Annotated in this window: 19 protein-coding genes and 2 pseudogenes; 15 read left to right on the forward strand and 6 right to left on the reverse strand. The window is 59.5% G+C overall.

Annotation, left to right across the window (positions count from 1 at the left end; genetic code table 11):
- Positions 1-315: 315 nt before the first annotated feature.
- Together XH93_RS10495 and XH93_RS10500 are read right to left on the reverse strand one after the other, a co-directional pair.
- Positions 316-2,556, reverse strand: coding sequence for a tetratricopeptide repeat protein (locus XH93_RS10495; RefSeq protein ID WP_194473422.1), 2,241 nt, complete (start codon positions 2,554-2,556; stop codon positions 316-318).
- 109 nt (positions 2,557-2,665) lie between these two features.
- On the reverse strand, positions 2,666-2,998 hold the full coding sequence (locus tag XH93_RS10500) for a hypothetical protein (protein WP_194473423.1): 333 nt from the start codon (positions 2,996-2,998) through the stop codon (positions 2,666-2,668).
- 405 nt (positions 2,999-3,403) lie between these two features.
- Here XH93_RS10500 and XH93_RS10505 point away from each other — a divergent pair, with 405 nt between their 5' ends.
- Both XH93_RS10505 and XH93_RS10510 read left to right on the forward strand, forming a co-directional pair.
- Positions 3,404-5,032 (forward strand): acyltransferase family protein, encoded by a 1,629-nt coding sequence (locus XH93_RS10505; protein WP_194473424.1) that lies wholly within the window; start codon positions 3,404-3,406, stop codon positions 5,030-5,032.
- 220 nt (positions 5,033-5,252) lie between these two features.
- Positions 5,253-5,459: a cold-shock protein gene (locus XH93_RS10510; protein ID WP_210340470.1), complete on the forward strand. Its 207-nt coding sequence runs from the start codon at positions 5,253-5,255 to the stop codon at positions 5,457-5,459.
- Positions 5,460-6,358: 899 nt separating this feature from the next.
- Here the strand turns inward: XH93_RS10510 and XH93_RS10515 are convergent.
- Entirely contained in the window at positions 6,359-6,637 is a 279-nt protein-coding gene (locus XH93_RS10515; RefSeq protein WP_194473425.1) for a hypothetical protein, read from the reverse strand.
- Between the two features lie 256 nt (positions 6,638-6,893).
- On the opposite strand from XH93_RS10515, the gene XH93_RS10520 reads away from it, so the two are divergent.
- From XH93_RS10520 to XH93_RS10535, 6 genes are all read left to right on the forward strand, one after another.
- The gene (locus XH93_RS10520) at positions 6,894-7,721 is read left to right on the forward strand and encodes a transcriptional regulator (RefSeq protein ID WP_194473426.1); all 828 of its coding nucleotides are present in this window, start codon (positions 6,894-6,896) and stop codon (positions 7,719-7,721) included.
- Complete coding sequence (locus XH93_RS42220; RefSeq protein WP_246799559.1) at positions 7,718-7,921, forward strand: hypothetical protein; 204 nt, start codon at positions 7,718-7,720, stop codon at positions 7,919-7,921. Before XH93_RS10520 ends, XH93_RS42220 begins: the two co-directional genes overlap by 4 nt.
- Before the next feature lie 29 nt (positions 7,922-7,950).
- Positions 7,951-8,145, forward strand: coding sequence for a hypothetical protein (locus tag XH93_RS43060; protein ID WP_371814972.1), 195 nt, complete (start codon positions 7,951-7,953; stop codon positions 8,143-8,145).
- A 6-nt stretch (positions 8,146-8,151) separates the two neighbouring features.
- Positions 8,152-8,568 (forward strand): nucleotidyl transferase AbiEii/AbiGii toxin family protein, encoded by a 417-nt coding sequence (locus tag XH93_RS43065; RefSeq protein ID WP_371814973.1) that lies wholly within the window; start codon positions 8,152-8,154, stop codon positions 8,566-8,568.
- A 459-nt stretch (positions 8,569-9,027) separates the two neighbouring features.
- Positions 9,028-11,490, forward strand: coding sequence for an NEL-type E3 ubiquitin ligase domain-containing protein (locus tag XH93_RS10530; protein WP_246799560.1), 2,463 nt, complete (start codon positions 9,028-9,030; stop codon positions 11,488-11,490).
- Positions 11,491-11,630: 140 nt separating this feature from the next.
- A complete protein-coding gene (locus XH93_RS10535; protein WP_194473427.1) occupies positions 11,631-11,948 on the forward strand; it encodes a hypothetical protein in 318 nt (105 codons plus the stop codon).
- Here the strand turns inward: XH93_RS10535 and XH93_RS10540 are convergent.
- Entirely contained in the window at positions 11,895-12,602 is a 708-nt protein-coding gene (locus XH93_RS10540; protein WP_246799561.1) for a glycosyl hydrolase, read from the reverse strand. The genes XH93_RS10535 and XH93_RS10540 overlap by 54 nt on opposite strands.
- A gap of 1,023 nt (positions 12,603-13,625) precedes the next feature.
- Positions 13,626-13,827 (reverse strand): annotated as a pseudogene (locus tag XH93_RS42225) (aminoglycoside phosphotransferase); the annotation flags it as partial.
- 486 nt (positions 13,828-14,313) lie between these two features.
- Between XH93_RS42225 and XH93_RS10545 the strand changes: the two are divergent.
- From XH93_RS10545 to XH93_RS42720, 7 genes and pseudogenes are all read left to right on the forward strand, one after another.
- The gene (locus XH93_RS10545; protein WP_194473429.1) at positions 14,314-15,222 is read left to right on the forward strand and encodes a hypothetical protein; all 909 of its coding nucleotides are present in this window, start codon (positions 14,314-14,316) and stop codon (positions 15,220-15,222) included.
- A 786-nt stretch (positions 15,223-16,008) separates the two neighbouring features.
- Entirely contained in the window at positions 16,009-16,212 is a 204-nt protein-coding gene (locus XH93_RS10550) for a hypothetical protein (protein WP_139486127.1), read from the forward strand.
- Positions 16,213-16,713: 501 nt separating this feature from the next.
- On the forward strand, positions 16,714-16,911 hold the full coding sequence (locus tag XH93_RS10555) for a type II toxin-antitoxin system RelE/ParE family toxin (RefSeq protein ID WP_210340471.1): 198 nt from the start codon (positions 16,714-16,716) through the stop codon (positions 16,909-16,911).
- Between the two features lie 53 nt (positions 16,912-16,964).
- Positions 16,965-17,285 (forward strand): helix-turn-helix domain-containing protein, encoded by a 321-nt coding sequence (locus XH93_RS10560; protein ID WP_194473430.1) that lies wholly within the window; start codon positions 16,965-16,967, stop codon positions 17,283-17,285.
- Positions 17,286-18,032: 747 nt separating this feature from the next.
- Complete coding sequence (locus tag XH93_RS10565; RefSeq protein ID WP_246799562.1) at positions 18,033-18,812, forward strand: hypothetical protein; 780 nt, start codon at positions 18,033-18,035, stop codon at positions 18,810-18,812.
- 716 nt (positions 18,813-19,528) lie between these two features.
- Positions 19,529-20,630 (forward strand): annotated as a pseudogene (locus tag XH93_RS10570) (IS5 family transposase).
- Positions 20,627-20,749: a hypothetical protein gene (locus XH93_RS42720; protein WP_256436602.1), complete on the forward strand. Its 123-nt coding sequence runs from the start codon at positions 20,627-20,629 to the stop codon at positions 20,747-20,749. The pseudogene XH93_RS10570 and the gene XH93_RS42720 overlap by 4 nt, the downstream one beginning before the upstream one ends.
- A gap of 425 nt (positions 20,750-21,174) precedes the next feature.
- Here the strand turns inward: XH93_RS42720 and XH93_RS10575 are convergent, their stop codons facing one another.
- A complete protein-coding gene (locus XH93_RS10575; protein WP_194473431.1) occupies positions 21,175-22,734 on the reverse strand; it encodes a hypothetical protein in 1,560 nt (519 codons plus the stop codon).
- Positions 22,735-22,745: the final 11 nt, after the last annotated feature.

Consider the following 22,745-nt stretch of genomic DNA (forward strand, 5'->3'; position numbering starts at 1 on the left):
AAGATGACGCTGGTCTCGTTCCGTGACATCGATGGGATGACAAAGACGGGGCATGACTGACGCTCTCGCAACCGCGCGGCTGGTCAAAAGGCACCATATCTGCCTGCCTGTCTGTGGCGGGCGGTGTTTCGGGACCAAATGCTGGCCAACGCGGTTCCCCTTGCCTGGGTCAGATCTTTCGAATTTGCATCACTTGTCGCGCAACAGGATGCGCCAGACCCTGCCCTTAAGCGTTTCAGGTCCAGCTACCATGAACCTGGCGGTTCTGCCGCACGCCGTCGGCTTCGACGGCAAGCAATGCCATCAGCCGCAAGCTCATGACTGCTCGGCGGAAGGCGCAGAAGCTCGGCTGCGCCGCGAAGCCAGGTCAGCTTGCAGACTTGCCTGGATGTGCTCACGAGTGAGGAGGTAATCTGGATCTCCTCCAATCTCGACGGCGACCGTGGCGTGGTTCAGTGATATATCTGGCCGACCCGCGTTGAAGTACTCAATGGCGAGATTGTTGTGCGTGAGCGCATGCCGAGGGTTGAGTTCAAGGGCTCGAAGATAGTGCGCGATGCTCTCGTCCGCCTTACCAAGCTCGGAATAGGCAAGGCCGAGGTTGCTCTGTAAATCGGAATTTTTGGAATCGATATCGGCGGCCGCCAGATAGAACTCCAGCGCGGCTTCCGGCCTGTCTTGCCGCATCAAAATGTTGCCTTTCTGGAAGTGAGCTCGCCATTCGTTTGGCTTGATGAGAAGCGTTCTGTCGAGATCGGCCAGGGCGCCTGCGGCATCTTGCATTCTGTTGCGAAGTGCGGCCCTGTTCAGATGCGCTTCGTAATAGGGGGGACACAGCTCAATGGCGCGCGCATATGCCTGTAGAGCCTCAGCTTCCCTTCCGGGTACTTTCGCCAGCAGGTTCCCAAGGTCATTGTGATACTCTCCATAGTAGGGATCGTACGCAATGGCCTCACGCAACTGCTGCTCAGCCCGGGGCAGATCGTCGACGAGTTCATAGACCTGACTGGTGTTGTAGATCAGAATCGACTGGTGAAGCTTGAAACGCTCCTCGCCATAGGCCTTGAGCATCTTGCCATGACCTTCCGCGCAAAGGGTGAGGGCTTCGTCATACTTTTCCTGCTTGGCCTTGATGTAGGCATATGCGTTCTCTGCAAACACCTTGATATAATCGTACTTGTCGTGATCCTTGAAATCCCGTTCGATGGTCTCCAGATTGCGCAACGCGTACTCTTCGGCCACCGTGAGGTTGACCGGCTGCTGATAGCGTCCATACGTCATTGATTGGGCATAGAGAACCGTCGGCGTGTAACGGCTCTTCGGGAATGTCTTGTAGAATTCATCCAGATAGGGAACCGACACCCGCCCGCAGCCGAGCGAATACAGCACAAAAGCCGCGTTGATGAAGGCGGCGTTCACCGGAGCATCTCCCGGGCCGTAGGTGCGAAGCGCAGGATCGGCGAAAATTTCCCCGAAGTAGCCAAACCAGAGATCATACAGGCCGATGCTTTGGAGGATCTGACTTGGTTCTGCAAGCAGTTCCAGACGCTTGTATTTGTCCCGTATCGACAGCGCATGAAGCATGACGAGCGGCGCCTCGCCCGCCAGATAGCGGTCCAGGCAAGCGCGGTGCAACTGCTCGTGCAGTTGATCTGCGGTCGCCTGCTCGAAGATTGCATAGTTTCGTTGCGCGATGAGATCAGGCGTCGTGCAATCGGATTCAATGTACGATTTGAGAAGACTGTGGCGTTCGGCGGTGTTGAGGCTGGCGAGATAAAGGTCCACAATTGCGACCGGATCGAGATAGCCGATGATCGGCAATCCGGCTGCCGCACATTTGCTTAAGGCCTCCGCAATCAGCGGATTTCCGCCACTTGCCTCATGGATCTGCCGCTGTTTCTCCGCAGCGAGATCCCGATCCAGGATCGGCCCGAGTTCCTGCAAGCTATATCTGCCGAAATGGACTTCGCTGGCGTCCTGAAAATAAAGGCGTTGTTCGTAATCGATCAAGACAAAGCGAAACAGAGGCGCATCATCGTCCAGCCTGACGAGCAGCTTGATCAGGTTCTTCGCCGGGGCGGACAGGGCAGCCGCGCGATCGATAACGATGATGTGACGCTCGTTGCGCTCTCGGGCGCACGTGATCAGGAATTCGGCTAATCCAACCAATAGCTTATTTTGATATTCATGATGATAGAAGCGTGTACGCTCTTCCTTGCTCGAAGTATTGGTCAGATCCTTCGGCACGCTAAAGGCATCGCTGACCAGGAGAGGGAATAACCGCTTCAAGGATTGTTGTGCCGCCTCGACCAGTTGTGGCCTGATTTCAGCAGCCCACCTCAGCTCGGCGTCGATGAGCTCTTGCAGGCCTGCAAGATAGCCGCCGGTCCGCCAGTCGCCGTCCGCGACTGATAGGTCGGAACGAGAGTTCGCCAGTGCCGAGTTGATTGTCGGCACTGGCGCCATGCCGGCTTCCGTCTTCAAGATCGTGATCGGACTGACCATGACGGATGACGATATGGCGGGAGCGATGCGCTGCTGGATCAAATCGACCATCTTACTCTTCCGAGACCTGTCACAAAGGAGGGTGGTCGAAAGGACCACCCTCCGATGCCGCTATGCTCTCATCAGGTGGATGCATTCGCAGCACCCGTCCAACCAACCTCTAGAGCGTACCCGTGTACGGAGTGGTGGTGCGGATCGTGGTCTTGATCTCAGCGATCTTCTTTGTCATCACGTTTCCTTTCCTTCTCTGGCACGCGGGGCCAAGCTCGGCCAGTCGTGCAGAAAAAGAATAATGGGTTGCTGCACGAATCCGCAGCGAGATTCCTTGACGATCGCTGTCAAAGAAATTGAAGGCGCGGCTCAGACTGGCGCTGCCAAAGAACCCGATCTGGCGCTTGGATTCGCCCGTGACTGGAGGCTGGGCTTGGTAGTGCGTCGCCAATGCGGTTCCTTGCTCTGCTCTGCTCTGCTCTGCTCTGAGCTGGACTTGCATCGGGCATCTTCGGCGCCCCACCGTCCGCCTCGCGCAGCGGGCAAATGGGCTGGCAATGGCCTGTCGTTTTCGGAAAACGCTCCGGGAGAGTGCATGGGTTCAGCGAGTATGGCGGCGGCTGGTCAAGGGACGCCTTGCGCCAGAGCCGATCGAGCGCGGAGTATGAGCTTCGAATCCAGGCCCCCCTACCAGAAGGCAGAGTTTCAGCGTTGGCGGGCTTGCCAATAAGGTGCTGCGGTCGCTCTGATGAGGGTTTGAGCTACCAAAGGAGTCTCGCTGATCGCATGGCACGCTCGCGCGATGCGATCGGCCCTCTTGCTTCTATTGCGTTCTCTCCCAGCAGACTGCCCTTGTGCCATCGATCGCCAGGTTTTGTACCCACCGCGCAAATGACGAGCGATATCGATGGCTAAGCCGATACCCGCGCTGACCGGCATCCGGTTTGTCGCGGCAGCAGCAGTGGCATTGTCTCACGGTGGAAGCCAGTTCCTGGACGGTACCAGTCTCGCACTCGATATTAGCATCGGGACGCTGGGCCTGTTCGGAATGTCCGTGTTCTTCACGCTGAGTGGCTTTGTCATTCAATATAACTATGGCAGCTTGATTGCCGGCAGTCCGCGCAAGGCGATCCCGGAATTTTTCGTGGCGCGCATAGCGCGAATCTATCCTCTGTTTGTTGTTCTCTTTCTCGTTGAACTCTTGACCGGACCGATGGTCTGGCCCTGGCTTCTCGGAACTGAGGCTCCGGCCGAGGGATTTTCGTGGCACATTGTCCCGTTTCAACTCGGGATGATTCAAACCTGGTTCTTCGCAAATGTAGCCGGTGTTGCCCCCGTCTGGCAGTACGAAGAGATCGGCGTCGTCTCCTGGTCAGTCAGCACCGAATGGTTCTTCTATCTCGTTTTTCCGCTCGTTTGCCCGTTACTTGCGCGGATCAGAACTGCTCCTACGGCGATCCTATGCGCGATGGGGGCAGTCACAATCGAGCTTGGCATCGACCTTGCGGTGCTCATGCTTCAGGACCGCATCAATCTGTTTGCGCTTCATGCCTATGGGACGGATGCGGCTCTGCCGAACTGGAAGAACACGCTCATCCTCTGGATCGTCTACTTTTCGCCGGTTTGCAGGGTATGGGAATTCGTCCTCGGCTGTTGCTTGGCGAAGCTCCATGACGTGTGGTCGGCCCAGGATTTCAGACCGCCTCGAGCTCTGCTCGATATCGCCTCAATTGTTGGTGTCGGTGCGATAGGCTGGGTGTTCTGGTTTACCGCCCACAAGGCGCCATTTGGGGCGACCATGAGCCTGTTCGATATTGCACGCAACAATATCGCTCTGGCGGCACCGGTTGCGCTCATCCTTGTCGCGGCGGCCCAGCCCGTCAGCAGTGCAGGACGGCTGTTGTCGGCAAGGTGGCTTGTCTTCCTCGGAGAGGCCAGCTTTGCGCTTTATCTTATACACATCATCATCTACCAGCGTTTTCCAGTGGTCCGTTGGCAAACCTCAAGCCAACTGCTTGGCCATCTCGGAGCGCTCGCTCTTGCTTTCACTCTGGCCACCTGCGTCGCGATCGTGCTGCATTTCGGCGTCGAGGTGCCGGCCCGAAGGCGAATTCGCAGCTGCTATCAGATGGCCTCGCCGGAACAGCGCAAGCGCCTGGTACGATTTGGAAGTGCTGGCCTTGCCGCTCTCGTCGGTGCGGCTGCAACGTATGCGCTGCGGGATGCGGCCGGGGATGCCGTCACACAATCAGGTATTTCGGTCGTTTCTGCCACGTATGGTGGCAACTGCCGCTGGATCTCGGCGCGCGGCAACGCCACGGGTGCGCTTGCAGCAGCCTGTAACGGCAAGGACGAATGTACTTTCAGTGCAGGCATGGCGCGGATTGGTGATCCTGCTCCGGGCTGTGCGAAGGAGTTTACGGTCGCCTGGTTCTGCAAGGGGGACCGGACCATTCGCTCCAGCTCGGCTGCGGATGAGCGTGCCATGGTCTCCGCTCTGCAACTCTCCTGCAATGCGGCCACGCGCGATGAATGAGCCGCAGGCTCAGAGGTCATTCGGATCCCGAAGCCCTGAAGCGAAGTGGCTTCGGCGTCAGGATATTGCTGCCGGCTGCCGCGCAAAACGTCGGTCGCGTGAGCTGTGCGACAAAAAGGTCGCGGACGTGACCTGCGCTGCGAACGAGCGTCTTTTGCCTACCTTGATGGCTGCGAGACTCTTCGCTAGATCACAACGGTTCACTTATGGAGATGCCGCCGTGGCAATGGGCATTGTGAAGTGGTTCAATTCGACCAAAGGTTATGGCTTTATTAGGCCGGAGGACGGAGGTCCCGATGTCTTCGTGCACATCAGTGCCGTCGAAAAGGCCGGTTACACCAGCCTCGAAGAGGGAGCCCGGGTAAGTTACCAGCTCAAGGCCGGGCGTTCGGGCAAGATGTCCGCCGAGGATCTTCGGGTTGGCTGATCCAGTTCGCCTCCGAAAAGCTTCTGCCTGCTAGGCGTGTTCTCGCACCTGTGTCTGGCGATGCCTTGTCACCGGTGCGCCGGGCGTTTGTGTATTCCAACTCAGGCTATGCCGCAAAACTGCATGAAAGCTTGATTCAATCCGTCGATCGCCAATGTCACAGCAGTTTCAGATTTTTGCCAGTCTGGTGCAGTGGGGCGTCGCGAGAGGGTTCGAACCGTACGCTCGTGCCTAACAGGCCAAGAGGCGCAAGCTGCGCGTGCCTCGCCCCAAGGCACGATGCACAGGCCGGTGCTCCCGATCGCAGAGCGATGCTGTAGCGAATGAAGCCCGCACAGCTGAGTTCGTCCGTTATGAACCATACGAGCGCGCGGCGCTGTGGCTGCAGGTCCGTCCTGACGTGTGGTCCCTTGAGGACCGGTAGTACATTAGCTTGAGCGCGGGGGCAAATCCCAGGAGCCGGCGCGCGGGATTAGCCAATTTAGTTGAGGTTAACGACGCCATGTTGTTGACGATGCGCCCCTGACCTTGATCCATTGCAGGGGAACTGCACACACACAGCCCATCGGAGACACGGCAGGTGTCCTTCCAGCTGACCGTCCTGAAAGTGCTGGCCGGCCAGCCTGGCGGGCGGGCTTCCGTTGCCGAAGTCCGACGCGCCGTGGAGATCCTGATGAACAGCGGCCATGACTGGACCGATCGCATGAAGCGGTTGGCCGCACATGCGCCGGATCTGAATATCTTTTCGGCGAAGTTTGTCGTTCGCGATGCTCTCGGCTGGGAAATCACGGAGGACGGGCGACAATTCCTCTCTGTGCTCGAAACGGCCGTCGCCGATCAAAGACAGCCGCCTCGATCAACGATCGATCCTTCGCGCAGCGAAGTCGCTGCGCAAGCGGTCACGGATGGCGTAAAACCGCTTCCCCCTCGCAGTCGCCGTCAAAGGCCGCGGCGACGCCGCAGAAAAGGTGGATTCGATCGACGTACAGCATGAAGCAGACTTTGACTGTCACTCCGACCAGGTGCGAGGCGCCCGCGGCAGTTGACCTTGGCAGAAATGGCTTCCTCTCGCGCAGTATCATTGGTTGTGATGGGCCCGGAGTGACCGGATCGGCGCCGATCATGCCGATGTCGGGATAAGGCATGCCGCCGGTGCCGCCGAGCAGCAGCATCTGCATGCCGGATTGGGCGGAGAGGGTACCGGGGCATCCGTGCCGCCGACCGTTGAGCGGCAGCAGCGGCACAGGGTAATGCCCGCGGCGTATGATGGGCGCCAGTTGCCCGCTTCCAAGCTCAACGGAGAGAAAGCTGCCGGTCGGTTCGGCCGTAACTCGGTTGTCTCGTTCGTTGTAGGCTTTGGGGTATAATATACCCCAAATTAAACAATTGAGCTTGGTTCCATTGCATATATAATATTACAACGGGCGCATCGAGATGGTTGGACAGAAAGGGAAAGTTGAAAGGTTTCTATCCTCAAACCCGGTCTTCACCCGGACCGAGTTCCGCGAAACCGTGTCTCCCGGCCAGCCGCTCTCGTCGTCAGACTCTTTGCTTAGGTATCACGCCGCCTCCGGACGAATACGCCATGTCGCGCCGGGTGTGTATGCCTCCGTCCCGCCGCACCTGGATCCGGCGAACTTCCATCCCGACCGGATTCTGGTCGCATCGCGCATACGTGCCGATGGTGTGGTCGCATATCACACCGCACTCGAACTGCACGGGCTCGCCTATTCGGAAAGCTCTCAGACCCAACTCCTCAGCGAAGGTCGCCCGGGCGAGATGAAAACGCTTGTCGGTCCCGTCAGGTTCGTCGCGCAACCCGCCTCGCTGCGCCGTCGCTCCGAGGAAATGTCCGGCACGATCACGATGGACCGCCGCGGTCTCGACGTTATCGCGACCGGCGTCGAGCGAACGCTCGTCGACTGCATCGACCGCCCGGACCTGACCGGCGGCGTCGAGGAACTGGCAAACGCGCTCCACAGCGTCAAAGCGTTCGACGTGGGCAAATTCGCGAAGTTCGCGCTCGGTCGCGACAACCAGACGCTCGTCGGCGTGTGCGGTGCCTGGCTTGAGAGCCGGAAAGACGATCTCTTCGTCGACACGCAGGTACTAGACGAACTGAAGCGTGCCGCCCCGCCGGCACCAAGACCTGCGTTAGGAAGCGACGCCCGAGGCCATGCGATGGAAGGCTGGAACGTCGTCCTGCCTCCGGATTTCCTCAACCCGTCCTTCGAAGGGATGTCACCGGAGATGATGCCGTGATCTCAGTCGAACGCCTCGAAAAGATTGCCACCGACGTTTCGTTCCAACCGGCCTCGGTCGAGCGCGTCATCCGGTTGATCGACGTGCTCCACCAGATCGCGAATGACCGCGAGCCCGGGAAGCTGCTCGCACTCAAAGGCGGCACCGCGCTCAACTTGTTCTATCTCGCACTCGACGGCTTTCCGTCGACATCGATCTGAACTACGTCGGCGCCGCGGACAGGGAAGCCATGCTGCGGGATTCCAAGATCATCAACACGCGCCTTCCCGCGCTCCTGCAGAGCAAGGGGTACGAAATCGGCCGCGATCCTTCCGGTGAACACGCCGGCGGCAAATGGCGCTTTAGGTACGTCTCGGCCTATCAGCGCCCGGGCACGCTGGAAGTGGACGTGAACTATCTCTTCCGGACGCCGTTCTTCGGCTAGGACAGAATGAATTCCGCAAAGCTCGGCGACTACGAAGCGAAGAACGTCGGCGTGGTCGACCTCCACGAAATCGCCGCCGGCAAGATCGTCGCCCTAGTGGCCCGGCGGGCATCGCGCGATCTGTACGACGCCTGGAGGCTGCTGCAGAACGAAAACATCGATTGGGCGCAAGTTAAGGTCGGAGCGCTTGTGATCGGCGCCGCCTCCGGGGATCTGGATTGGCGCACGGTGTCGCTGAAGGACTACAAATACGATCTCAACGACCTGAACAACAAGCTGCTGTCCGTAGTCAAGGACGGCATGTTTGACGCGGAGGGCGGCCCGAAGAAATGGTGCGACCGAATCCTAGCGGAATGTCAAGAAAAACTGGCGCCGCTCTTCAAGCACGATGACGGAGAGCTGGCCTTCCTCGACGCGCTCTAGGACCGCGCAAGCATCGAAGTCGATAGGCTTCCTGCGAACGGCGATGTGAGAAAACGCATCGAGGCCTTTCCCGCGCTCCGGTGGAAAGCTCAACATGTCTCGCAGCACCTGGGCCGGAAGCCCGGCATCTGACCGACGAGTTCGAGACGCGAACGTCAAGCCAGCACCGTCTCCACGATGTGATTGAGGACATTCAACTCGGTCTCCGTTGGCAGTCCCGAACCCACCTGGTCCAAGGAAACAGGCGGACGCCGACATCCTCTGGTGCGCCAATCTACTTCTCGAAGTGCCGACATGGTCCGGCATCGGCATGTCGAACTCCAGCGCGGGCAATCAAGCGCTAAGCGTCCCGCAGGACAGTTACGCTCATTCTGATTCCTCGTCAGCTTCTCGAAAGCTAAGCCTCGTAGCGAGGACGTGTTTATCCAGCTTCGGCGTATATCTGTCAAAGGAGATGGGATGGATCCGTTCAACAACCTCAACCCATTCGAGGCCCCAGATGTCGATCGGGCGTACTATCATGGGCTGGAAGAGCAGCAGGCGGACGAAGCGGGGTTTCCGCAGCACCTGAATGAGTTGCATCCGCACGGGCGCCAGCCCTCCAGTTCAAATAGGCTCGGCGACGCGGACATTGTGTCGAACAGAGATGCGGATCCTTTGGGAATGCCGCACGAGGATCGCGTCACTTCGCAGTTGGCCTCAGATCCGCCAGGCCGCTCTGAACAAGGGGGCCATCACCACCATGTGCTCTTTGCGGCCGCGGATCGCGGTGGCCAGTTGCCAGCCGGCAGTTTTTGTCTGCCGGATTATTGGCACGGCATGGATGCGGCTGCCGATTGGCCGACGCATAGTGTCGGTCAGGAGGAGCATTCGTGGGCGGAGGCCAGTGACGCGGCGCCGGAGTGGGCAACGACCCCCGCAAATCCTTGGCAGCAAAATCTCGGGGCAGCAATCCTCGGCCGACGGCCCCTGCCAGGTCACGGCAATACCTCAACAGGAGGCCGCCGGCTCACCCCGACCGCAGCGCAGTGGACCGAAGCGGAGCATGACACACGGGCCTCTGGCCCTGCAGGCGGTGCGGCGGACTTCGAAGGCTCCGTCCTCAGGGAATCGCGGCTCGACCAGATCTTGGACAAATGGGCCTGCGATGAGCGGCAGGCGGAAGGCGAGGATCGGCAAGAGGCGGTAAGACGAATAAGAGCCTGGGGCGAAGCTGGCGACGTCTATGCAGGGCTGGAGCTGCAATACTTAGGCCTGACGACATTGCCCGACACCCTTCCGCCCGGGCTCCAATCGCTCAACGTGAGCGACAACGAGCTGGTGCACTTGCCTGACACTCTCCCGTCTGGACTTCGGACGCTCGGCGCCAGCAGCAACCAATTGACTCGCCTGCCCGACGCCCTCCCGACGGGACTCCAGTCACTCGTCATCGGCAGCAACCGGCTGACCGGGCTGCCCGACACCCTCCCGGAGGGTCTTTCGACACTCGCCGTGAGCAGCAACCGGCTGACCAGCCTGCCCGACACCCTGCCGGTCGGGCTCCAGGACCTCGATGTCCGCGGCAACCTGCTGACCAGCCTGCCCGACGCCCTCCCGAGCGGACTTCAGTTGCTTGCCGTCGGCGGCAACCGGCTGACCAGCCTGCCTGATACCCTCCCGCCCGACCTCCAAGAGCTCGAAGCCGATGGCAACCGGCTGACCAGCCTGCCCGACGCTCTCCCCGCCGAGCTCCAGTTGCTCTTCGCCCGCGATAACCACCTGAATAGTCTGCCCGAGACACTCCCGCCCGAGCTCCAGAGACTTCACGTCAGCGGCAACAGGCTGACGAGCTTGCCCGAGACCCTCCCGGCCGAGCTCCAGGTGCTCGAGGCACGCGACAACCGGTTGATCGGCTTGCCGGAGACCCTGCTAACCCGGCTAGATTCTGGGTGCATGGTTTATGTGGATGACAATCCGCTGCCCGAGCAGGTGCGGACGAATTTGGCGGGAGCTCTAAATGCCCCGAACTATGCTGGCCCGCGGGTCTTCTTCTCGATGGGCGGGGGAACAGCGGTGGATCAGGAACGGCCACTAGCCGAGGCGGTAGCGGACTGGTTGAAGGGCGAGCCGGAGGCGATCGCCGCCTGGCAGAACTTCGCCGACGAGGCGGGTGCCCCGGCATACGCGCTCTTCCTCGACAAGCTGCAGAAGACTGTGAATTATGACAATCCCGAGTTCCGACAGGCGGTGGCCGAGGATCTGCGGCAGGCAGCGATCAGGCCGCCATTGCGCCAGCAGTTTTTTCGGCTGGCTTTCGGGGCGAGCGAGACCTGCCAGGATCGCATCACCCTGACCTGGAACGGTATGCAGACCGCACGTCTGAAGGCTGATGTCGAGGATGGCGCCTATGACGATCGGCTCGGTGAACTCATCCAGCAGGCGAGGGTCCTGTTCCGCCTGAACGCGCTCGATCCGATCGCCCGTCAGAAGGTCAACTCGCTCCGGTTCGTCGACGAGATTGAGGTCTATCTCGCCTATCAGGTCAAGCTACGTGATCGGCTGGACCTGCAGCTCATCGCGCCGGACATGCGGTTCTACGAGGTCTCCTACGTCACTGAGCACGATCTCACCGCAGCCGAGACGCAGGTGCGGAATCAAGAGGAGGCGGGGTTCGCCGACTATCTGGCAACTCACTGGCAACCCTGGGAGACGGTGGTGAGCCGGATCGCCCCCGAAGCCCATGCACAGATGCAGGTCCGGCTCAGGGAGGCGATGGACGAGGAGTTTCCGAGCCGCCTTGAGCAACGGCTCGCAGATCATCACCTAACCGGAGACAGCGAGGCCGAGGTGCAGCTCGGAGCCCAGATCCGCGAGGAGATCGCCCGCGAGATTAAGGGCGCACTGATGCGCCAGGTGCTTGGGGACCGCGGGCTTGAACTGTGAAGCGGCCATCCAATTGCGGGGGCGTCGATCTTGTTTCCACCCGTTCCTCGCTACGTCATGTTGTTTTCGGATGCCGGCGCACCGACGGCGCGGCTCCCGAGAGAGACCAGTGTCGTTTCCATCGCTGCATCAATGAGCGAATGGCGCACAAGGATCGAATTTTCTTCGCCGCCAGATATGCGCCAGACCCCAAATGGAAAGGACTCGAGATTTGGGGAGCGACCGAATATTTCGACTACTCACCAACCGCGATCGGACTCCTGATCAACAATATAGCGCTTGTCAGCATTTCGGCAGACTTCCTGGTTAGCCGCCATCTGACGAAGCTCCGCATCAGGCGCTGGTTTCAGGGCGCGGGCGATCTGGAGGACGAGGTTGATCCTGCCGAAGATGCCCGAGGATCTTCACTTCGAGGTCACTGTCCAGTTGTTGAAATTGAAGTTCATTCCCCCTGGTGACGAAGTAATCTCGACACCGTATTGGACGCTACCAACCTTTATGTCGCCAAAGTAGCCTTTCGACTTGATCCAGTCTAGGACGCTCTTGATGTCCACCGTGCCGGTGTTGGTCTTCGAGGTACGTAGCAGTGAGATGACCTTGTGACCATTGAAGCCTTCAAACACGTTCCAGGTCGCTCCACCTATGTTGACATTGCTGTAGACCGGGATCGCGGCTCCGGAAGCGGCGTAATGATACGAAATAGGCTTAACGTTGCCGCCACCGTCGGGATTTCCGGTGTAGTTTGTCCAGAGCATGATCTCGTGCTCGTTTGAGCTGTCCCAAATATCATAGGCGGTGTCCCAAGCGCCGCCGTCAGGCACTTGCTGGTTGAAGCTCGAGGTCAAACTCTTGATGGAGCTGAGCGGCTTTCCGATGTTGATAGTCTCGTGCGGATAGCTCTTGATGCCAGGAGTGTTAGGCTGGTTCGACCAGACGTCCCACTGATTGGCGGCGCTCACTGAAATCGTCTGAGGCCCAGCGCCCGCCCCCCACACGTCATTGTTCCAAGAGTAGATACCGCGTGAAAAGCTCCCGTATGGAGCGCTCGACCTCCAAATCGGAGCTTTCGCCGACCCTGGCGCGGCAGCTGATGATGACTTGGCTTCATTCACGGCCTGCCTAAATCGGTCATGATCCTCCTGTGTTTGGACGTTTTCCGTTGGGGACCCTGGTGAGCCCGCGCCACTTATCCGATTGGTCTCCAAAGCTTCTCCTATCTGGTTTGAGAACAAAGTCTCCTGCGTACCAGCCGAGCACGCACTCTAGGTTCGTGGCCGGTTCAGTCGCAGGCGGCATCAATACCTAGAGACTGGGCTCGAATGCTAGGAAGGATGGCTTTCGAGAAGCTGACGAGCTCGAGACAAAAAGTGGACTCCGTCCCGGTTTTCCCTCTCGGATGTCAGCCGTCGGGCTGAAACAGACAGCACGCTCCATTTGATGGCCAGCCTCGTTCGAATACAGTTGGAGCGAACATCCAACAAGGAGTGGGAGCTCTCAATTCGTTGCCGGAGTTTGCAAGTCTGGGGGCTGCTTCCAATTTCAATAGCCGGCGGCGACACCCTTATCATTCGTCGGTCTTCATTCGACTGAAAGGGATTAAATCGAGGTGGGTAGCTACCGGCGCAAACGTAGCGGTGAGCCAATGGTGGAAAGAATGCGACGCAGAAACAATTGTCGAACGGAACGTGATGAGAAGTGGTCGGGCCGCATGGGAGAGCCTTGAGTTAGCCGCGCGTTTCCGGCAATCAGCCGAAGACGTTTTGAGAAAAAGGCAAGGAACAGGGAGCCCGCGGCAATGCTTCCCAGAAGCGCAATATATCCGGTCCACTCTCGTAGCCGAGCTGGCAAATCGTGATTGGTATCGCCGGATGGCTATACACACCAGATCTGACGGAAACCTGACTTGGTTATCCCGGCGCAACGGGTCGTCCAATGGTCGGCCAGGCCGGTGGACAATACTGGTCGTATCTCGGCAAGCGGTGAGGGCTTGATCACGCAGGTTGGCGCTATTGCAAACAGGCAATGACCGGAGCGGAAACTTGACCAAGTTTATGCTTGGGCGCTGTTCCCTCCACGTGGCCGACTGAACTTTTGCGGAAATAGCCTCAGTCGGCGTCCTCGACCTGAAGTCGTCATCAAGCTGTTGCCACTGTCCGAACCGCGGCAAGCCGCTTGGTTGCAATTCGTGGTCCCACCAGATGGCGGCTTCCATGCGGCCGATGCTTGCGCGGCGATGTCATGGGCGCCGTCGTCGAGACCGGCCGCGTCGTGGGGCAGCACCAGGTCGAGATCGGGAACGTCGACATGCGACTCATCCCAGTCAATCAGCTCTACCCGTATGGAAACGCTGCAATTCTAGATCATCAAAGAGCGAGATTGGGAAGTGCCGCTGCTTTTATTGTTCGACTTTCTTGATGCGTTCGCCATGCTGCGCGCGCTTCAATGAGTCGCATTTGGCAGTGAGGGTGCGCGTCAGTTTCTCGACAGCTAAATCGGCTAGACTGGAAACGTAGGGGTGCTTTAGCCTGCAAAGCGACCGCAACTGACCGATAGGGATAGCCCGACCTGAAGACAAATCCATTGAATGGTCCAGACGTTTCACGGACGTGCTACGTTATGCATCCGGAGCAATCGACTTCGAGCAGCGCCTGAGGGATTGCAACCGCCCGTGGCGAGCATGCCGCGCCGCGGGCACATCATGCTCGATCGCGGGCGGCCGTGATCATGAAAGTAGCCTCCGCGCAGCTAAGCCCGGATCTTCCCGCAATTATGGCATGGCGACAGTTCGCGCATCTATCGGCAAAGCTGTCAAGGGAGAATGAAATGGATCCATCTAACAATATCAACCCATCCGCCGCTCGCACGTACTCTGTGGAGCCGCAACTCGAAGAGGCATTGCAATCAGAGTTTGAGCAGCAACTTGAAGAGACTCTACCGATCCACCGAACATCAGCTCCACTGGAGGCTGGATCATCGGGGATTGTGACGGACGGCAATAAGAGAGCGCGGACTATCCAGGCTGACGAACGGTGCGCGGCCGAATCCTTTGTCAGAACGCGCGCTCAGCTAGCCGCAACGCTGACCTGTGCAAACGCCGGGGCGCTCAGACGAGAAATCGAACTGGCTGCGCAACAAACAGCACAGTGGCCAACAGCGACTGGGCCGTCAGCCGGCAGTGTCGATCGCAGCCGCGTTTTCGATGACGTGGTGGCATCGTCGTATGCGCGGCTGCAACGTTTTCAAGACCACGCGGCCCATTGCAAGCCGCGTGTGTTGGAGCATCAGAGCGCGATGGACCATTTGCGTTCGATGGCGTCTTTGCGTTACGAGCACGCCCCCTGGAATATTTGGGGAGGGCAACGACTTGATCTGGGTCGCGCAGCGGCAGAGCACATGAGGGGAGATACCAATTCTTCGCCCTTTGTGTCACTGTCCGAGGACGCCTCACGACTGCTGCTTTCGCCTGACGATGCCAACGAGTATGGCGCGAAAGCGATCGCGGAAAGCTCGAACGAGTTGCACACCTACACGGTGCCGAGGGCCGCTACCTGGACGTCCGAAGAGATCGTCCGGATACTCGAGGACGGGACCGAGAATGATGAACCAGATCTAGCATGGGTGAGCGATACGCCAATCGAGGAGCGCGAGGTGCTGTTTCTGGGCGGCAATTTGGATGACTATCGGACCGCTAGCGAACCGAATCCATACAGGAAGCTGGAGACGGAAGGATGAGTGGGGAGGATCCGGAAGGAACATTTGTCCTGCCGATCTCGAAAGAGATGATGTCGGCCTGGTCCTTGGCGCCCGGGGGGCGCGTCTGCACGATGTGATAGTCGGCTTGGCCCGAGCCGGTGGTGGACGACTTCTCGACGTTGACGCGATAGTCGTCACCCTCGCGCGAGGCTTTGGACAGGTCGTACCACCAGTGCCCGCCGGTGGCGCGTTCGCTGGTGGAGTAAGTCCCGAGGAGGCCGCCATTGCTCTCGGCGGACAGCGGTTCGCCGGTACTTTTTCAACGAGCATGTCGAGGGTGATGGACAGAAGCTGTTCGAACACGCTGCGAAGCTCTATTACGAGGGTATTATCTCGATGAAGATGGGCGCCCCGTACCGCTCCGACCGCAACGAAGCCGGGCTGAAGGTGAAGACTGTCCGGCGGCGCGAGTTTTCGGTTATCGAATTTCGTCGCGCTGTACCTGGGAAAACAGGAGGGCAAAGAACTGGTCTACATGGGCAAGGTCGGGACCGGTTGGAAGCGAACGACGTCAGCACGATCCGCAAGACGCTGGGCAGTGAAATTAGCCCAAAAGGTAAATTGAGTAAGCCGCTCAAGATGGCTAGAGCCTGTTGTTACAGCGAAAATCGAATGCCGCGACATAACGTCCGAAGGTCTTCGTCGCGCGAATTCGTTCAAAGTTATCGCGATCGTAACCTAGGTTGTGGAAACGATCATCATAACTTCATATGCTCATTGGAAAGGTGAGCCTCAGCGCTTCCGAGAAAAAATGCGGAGCACGTTATGAAGAAAACCAGAAATAGAGCAAAGCAAACCACGTCGCTTCAGGACCGGCTCAATGCGTTTGCTGACGATATCTTCCACAAGGCAGCGCGGCTTCCGCCAGGCGTCGAGCGCGACCAACTGCTGAAGCGTGCGAGGACGGCGGAGATCGCAGCTGACATCGATCAATGGGTATCGTCTCCAGGTTTGCAGTCGCCGACATAGGGCTTGGAGTCATCTCCTCCTCCAAGTTCTGGAAGGGCCCTCGTATCCGGCGGGGGCCCTTCGTTAGGAACGGAGTTTATCTGCGGCGTGTTCCAGGACCATGAGTGTACACGCCCTTGTAGAAAAGGCCGGCGGCTGGGCACTTCGCACTGGCCGCCGTCGACATCTCCCTGCCTCCCGTGTGAGCTGACAAATCCACCTTCGGCGCCCCTTCATGCCCCGGATCCCGATCAACCTTATCGAGACAATGTCGCACTAGGCGTGAACGACGCTTTTCCGGGGCGAGCTGGAGAGCCTTGGCGGAGCGATCGCGTGGCCGGCAGCTCGCAACAAGGTGCACTCCCGCGACATGCCCGGCCGCGCCGGGCCGCTGGCAAAATCCTGGTCCGTGACTGCTGTTGTCAAATATGACAACATGTCCTGTATGCCTGAATTGGTCCGCCCGATCTCGTGGTTGAAGGCCGCGAGAAAAGACTTCGAGGAGTTTCCGCCCAGCGCGACATGCTGACAGCACTGACGATTGCCGCGCGGGGTGGAAAGGCCGAGCCATTTAAATGCGTGGGCTCGGGTGTGTTCGAGATTGCCCTGAAACACCGCGGCGATGCGTTTCGAGCGATCTATGCGGTGCAGATTGGCGATGACGTGTGGGTAATAGATGCGTTCCAGAAGAAGTACAAAAGCGGGATCAAGACGTCGTAGATGGACGTGGACCGCATCAAGGAACGGATCAAGCGATTGAACGAGGCTTTGCGATGAAAAAGGAAGCTTTGGAACTCGTCCGTGGCAGCGGCAATGTCTTCCGTGATTTTGGCTATCCAGACGCGGATATTCAGCAGGCCAAGGCTATTCTCGCGGCAAAGATCATTGGCGTCCTGGACAAGCAGGATATCAGCGTGCGGAAGGCGCACGATCTAACGGGATTTGCGGCGGCCGACTTCTCGCGCGTACGAAAGGCCAATCTCGACCGTTTTACGCTCGACCGCCTGATTGCCATGCTCGTGAAGCTCGATCAGGACGTCGAAGTTAGGATTGAGGTGAAGCCGAGGCGTCAGCGGCGTCTTGTGCCCGCGTGATCTATCCCCGCGTCGCTGGCCTCCGGCGAGCGCCGGGAGATGGGGCACAGCGTCCTGCAATAATGGATACGCCGGGCATTCGAAAGGGCGCTACTTTTTTGCCTCGTGCCGCACGCAAGCGTATTATTGGTTGAACCACACGCTTGCTTTTGGGGGACGTGTTGACAGTCGTCGCGGCGGCGCCGCCGGCCTTATGGCGGACCGAGAAAACCGTGCCCGTGTCTGGGCACAGCAGCACCGGTAGAAGCCAAGTCCTGTCTCGGAGGATTCGTGCCGCCGTCCATGGCCGCGCAGATCGATTTTCGGCCTGAGGCGCTCGCTGCGCAATGGCGCGGGCACAAACGCTGCGCGCGGCTCCCGATGCGATGCTCACTCATTGGGCGCGGGCACAATTCACCGACGTCGATCGATTACCTTAGGGCGACACATGAAGTTGCCACGGATGGTCCCCGAGTGGAAAGAACAAGACGGGCGCAAGTCGGAAAGAAAACAAAGCAGACGCAACGCAATACGAATCTCGGACCGTTACTGTGGCACGAAGAATGCAGACCCTCGGAATGCAATGGGCGCCTCTCTTGGGCATGGCCAGCATCGTAAGTTGAGGCCATGGCTGGTCAGTGAAATTGGCGACACGTGGAACTTACGCGAGAGATGGCGCCTGCTGGTGTAGATCCCGGCGGGTCCGTATTACGCCGCCGAAGAGCCAATAGCGGAGCGCGCTAGAAAGGACACGAAGGGCCTCGGCAAATGAATGCAGAGAATAACTTCGCGGCGCGGCTCATTGACGCCGGGCGCCTCGCGGCAATAGCACGTACATGCGGCCTGAAGGCTGACGTCCCATATTACGTCAATGAGGCGCTCAAGGAGCTTTGGCGAACCAGGTCTCCTGAAGAAGCAAGAAAGATCGCAAAGCGGTGGGTCTTGTGGGACGCAGACGGAAGGCCATGGCCACGCATGCCCCCGCCGGAAAACGTGGTCTCGTTCCACCGCACCGCTACGGCACCGGTCGTGAAGCCGCCGGTGACGCCATTACAGGCAATCCGGGACTGGTTCGAAAAGCAGGATGGAGAAGTCCGTCGCGAGATCGCTGGCATGGCGGTGCTTTTGCTCTTCGAATGTCGCGGTCCTTCCGAAATTGGCAGCCAAGAGTGGTGTGAGTATCTCCGGCGGTGGCTGAACCAAGCGGGACTATCAAACCATGCGGTCATTGGCCGCGCTTTGACGTTCCGCACCTGTTTTGAGTATTTCGCGGAGAGCAGGTTCACCGAGTCGGGGTGGACGCTGTCCGAAAAGACCGCGCTTAAAATTCTTGAGGAAGCCAAGCTCGACCCGAACTCCGAAGCTGCGCGCCTCGCACCGACTGCCCACGAAATGCTTGATGCCTTGCCCGCTCGGAAAAGCCGCTGGATCGAGGTGCGGAAGTCCTGGAGAGAACTTGCCGGTGCCCGCCTCACACCCCGAGCTCTCAGGGTTTGGAGCACTTCGCACATGCAAAGGGGGAGGCGGGACTCTGGTCGGGAACTGTAGCGGTACTGCCGAATACGATTTTAGCGAGGCACCAAGGGCGGTACGTGAGTAGGCGGAATGTTATCCGAGTGCCACTGTAATCAAGAAGTACGGTGTCGCTGCGACTACTCAAGCTCGTTTTGGAGAGCTGATGATTGAGCTGGTTGGCGGAGCCAGTGTCGAACTGATGATCAGGTCTTCAAGCAAACGGCCGGCTCTACCGCTGAGCTATACACCCGATGCCCTTCGCCTTTCGCTTGGGCGGCTGGAGCTCGATGCAATGTTAGCCTAATGTCCATGCGACGTTTAGGAGAATGTTCGGTGTCGAAATCGTCGGCCTGCGCACGGTTGCGTACTGCCGCCTGAGCTAACGTCAGTCATACGTCTATGTCTTCAATCTCTATTCGCGCCTCTCCAGAGGAAAAATCGGGCATGCAAATAGGCGCTCGCAAGTCTCGGCGGCCGGTTTGAGACGTGGCGCGAGATCACTCCACTCACAGCGAAGATGGTCGAGGACTTCCTGGCCGTCCCCGCTTAGCCTCTCGAGTGCTGCGATTAGGCGCAAGCGGACTGTCGGCGCAAAAGGATTCTCCGTCTGGATCTCAGCAAACGTCTCGGGGGTACCAGTCAACATGCGCCCGAGTCCCGCCAGGAGAAGGTGAAGGGGGCGGACCGACCTCAAGCGGAAATTCAGTGTTATCCTCGCGAAGGATGCTCGCGAGCGACAGGAGCAGGCGATGCGAGGGAGTGACGAACGGTTCGGCTCGCTTTTCAGTTGCGTGGACCTGGAGGTTCGGGTTCGCGTCGATCACCCGCTACGGATGATCCGAGACTTGGCGAATGCGGCGCTGGGCGACCTTTCTACCTTTCTGGGGAGTTCGGCAAGCTCTATACGGACTTTGGACGGCCCTCGATCGCACCGGAGAAGTTGCTTCGGGCGATGCTGCTCCAGGCGTTTTATGGGGTTCGCCCGGAACGGCATCTAATGGAGCGGATGGAATTCGATCTGCTGTTCCGCCGGTTCGTTGGACTTGGGGTGAACGATGCGGTTTGGGACCATTCGACCTTCTCGAAGAACCGTGACCGGCTGCTTGAGGGCGCGATTGCGGCCAAGTTCCTGAACGAGCTTTTGGCGCAGCCAAAGGTCAAGCGTCTACTATCGAGCGATCACTTCTCGGTGGATGGTACGTTGATTGAAGCCTGGGCTTCGATCAAGAGCTTCCGGAAGAAGGATGGCGGCGACAAACGCCAGGATGGTCCGGGACGCAACGCCGAGTGCAGCTTCCACAAGGAGAACCGGTTCAATAAGAGCACGACGATCCTGAGGCGCGGCTCTACAAGAAGGGTGACGGCCAGCCAGCCAAGCTGAGCTATGTGGGCCATGCCCTGATGGAGAACCGCAATGGTTTGGCGGTTTTGGGTGGAGGGGGCCAAGCGACGGGTACCGCCGAGCGGGAGATTGCGCTTGCTATGATCGGCAAGCGAAGGTGCGTGACGCGGATCACCCTGGGGGCCGACAAGGCCTATGATGTCATGCAGTTCGTGCACGATCTCAGAGACAGGTCGGTCACTCCGCATATCGCGATCGACGGACATCTGAATAAGACCAGCAAGCGGCGCAAGACGGCAACTGACGCGCGTACCACACTCCACAGTGGCTATGACCTCAGCCATCGCTGTCGCAAACGCATCGAAGAAGTCTTCGGCTGGATCAAGTGTTCCGCTGGCTTGGCCAAGGTCAAGCTGCGAGGCCGCGACTGCGTAGACGCCGCCTTCGTCCTGGCGCTTGCAGCCTACAATCTGACCCGGCTTCCCAAGCTTCTGGCAGCACCGGCATGAGCATTCGGGGCACATGGCAGGTCGTCGAGACGCCGGGCTACGACAGCGCCTTGGCGGGCGCCTACATCTTGTTCGATGAGGCCGGCGGAGAATTCGCCTTCGATCGCCCGGCTGTTTGACGGTCTTCCTGATCATAGCTGATCTTAAATTTCGGCCCTAGCGATGAGCTCCCTTGAAGGGGCCCATGAAATCAGCAAAGGCGGCCGGAGAAGCTGTATGCCGCGCTCAAATCCAACAGCCGTCTTGTGACGCTCACCCATGCCGAGGGAGCCGGGAAACACCGCCACATGGGCGCCATGTTCGAGGTTGCACCAGGTGATCTTGACTAGCTGGACGATACGTTGGCAGCACGACAGGATAACGCAAGGTAATGGCGGGTTCATGACATCGGCGAGGCGGTCCCGGCCAAAGGTTGAGCGCCTCGGCTGCGGGACGTGATCACTGCCGCCGGGCAACGCGATCCAGCCGGGATCGGTCCCGGGATTCCGAGAACGAAACGTCCTGCGATCGCGTGGAGCAGTGCCGATGGCCGTGGTGTTGACGGCTAGGGCTGCCAGCCGATTTCCGGCGCGACCATGCGCAACAGGTTGATCAGCCGACGGCTTGCGTCTGCAACGTGCTGCGGACTTGGGCAAAGCAGCGTGCAATCGCCGGCGCCTGGTACCTGTTCTAGGTGCCGCCACGCTGCCCCGGGCGGTGGGAAGACGACGAACCCGCCCATTGGGTGACACCTGACGACTTGCCCCTTGACCGCCCAGCCCAGCGTTCGGCGGTATCGCTCCACGATATATGGCTTGGCGCCGCTCTTGTCTGGCCCCGTGCCGTGATGGTCCGGGCTCGCCAAGCAGGCATCGCCGACGACAAGAGACTTCAGCTGCGATGGCGTCGTGATCCGAAGCACGTAATCCGGCGAACAACGCGGCTCGGTGCCGAGAAGAGGCCGCTCTATATCTAGATCCTGGTGAAGCGCAGCCCATTCGAGAGCCGGCACATCGCGATCATGTGCGGGCGGTAGCTGTTCGTAGTCGATCAGCACTGGATCAGGCTCGTAGTCGAGCTCCACGACGACGCCCGCCCGTTCAAGCCGCCAGGAACAGGAGCTCACCATGTCGGCGGCGTCGAGCGAACAAGGGCCCGCGAAACCCAACCCCCGCAATTCCCGGGCGAGCCACACCGCTCCCCAAAGCTCCCAGAGGCTGTTCAGGAACATCGGGGGAAAGTGCGATCTTGACGACTCCACCGCCGAGAGAGCCTCTGAGACACGGGGGGCAAAGGCGCGCAGCAGACGGCGAAGACGATGGTCGCGCTGAAACAGCGGTGCGGGATGCACGGCTGTCATGAGCTCGACCTCGTCGCCGAGCCGGGCGAGCGATCCGCCGAGCTCCCCCAGCGTCTGCTCGAGCGCGGCGAGTCGCGCGATTTCCTCGTTGATTCTCTTCTGGCGACCTTCAGGATTGATTCTTGCGCCCTTCAATCGCAGTGCGCCAAGCTCGGTCGCAACGAGCTCTGAGGCCTGTCGCAGCTGGCCATGTCGGCGGATCGCCCAATGTGAGACGATGGCATTCTCGCCAAGCGGGATACCGCGCCGTGACTGCGGCCCCAATTCCCTGAACGGGTCGCGCCGGATTGCGAGCGCAGCAGGCAGCTCCTCCTCGATCAGCCCGACCAATTCCGACGGCGCCATGGCATGTCCGCCCTCGATGCGCCGGCTCCATGATCGCTCCGGACGTTCGGTGATCATATCCCATGCGGCCGTGACCCCGAGCTCGGACTCGATATCCTCCACCATTGCGATCACATCGCGGTAGCTCAACAGCAAGGTTGGAACGACGTAGCAGCGCAAGGTGAGGTTCTTGGGCACCTTCAAGGCGAGCACGACCTCGCCCAGACGACGTTCATAAGCAAGGTCGGCTTCGAGATTCCAGCGCTGCCACCGTGTACCCTCGGGAGCAGGCTCGTCGAGTGCTTCGAGCTTGGTCTCGCCCTTGGGTTGGGCCGGGTAACCCCTGGTCAGGACGTCGAGATACGGACGGTCATCGCGAATGAGGTACCACGTGTTGGGCTCCCAGGCATGCTCGACGCCCATGCCGTCGCCGCCCGTCACGCGTACCGCTT

Origin of the sequence: Bradyrhizobium sp. CCBAU 51753, from assembly GCF_015291565.1 — a bacterium.
GTDB classification, from domain to species: Bacteria; Pseudomonadota; Alphaproteobacteria; order Rhizobiales; family Xanthobacteraceae; genus Bradyrhizobium; species Bradyrhizobium ivorense.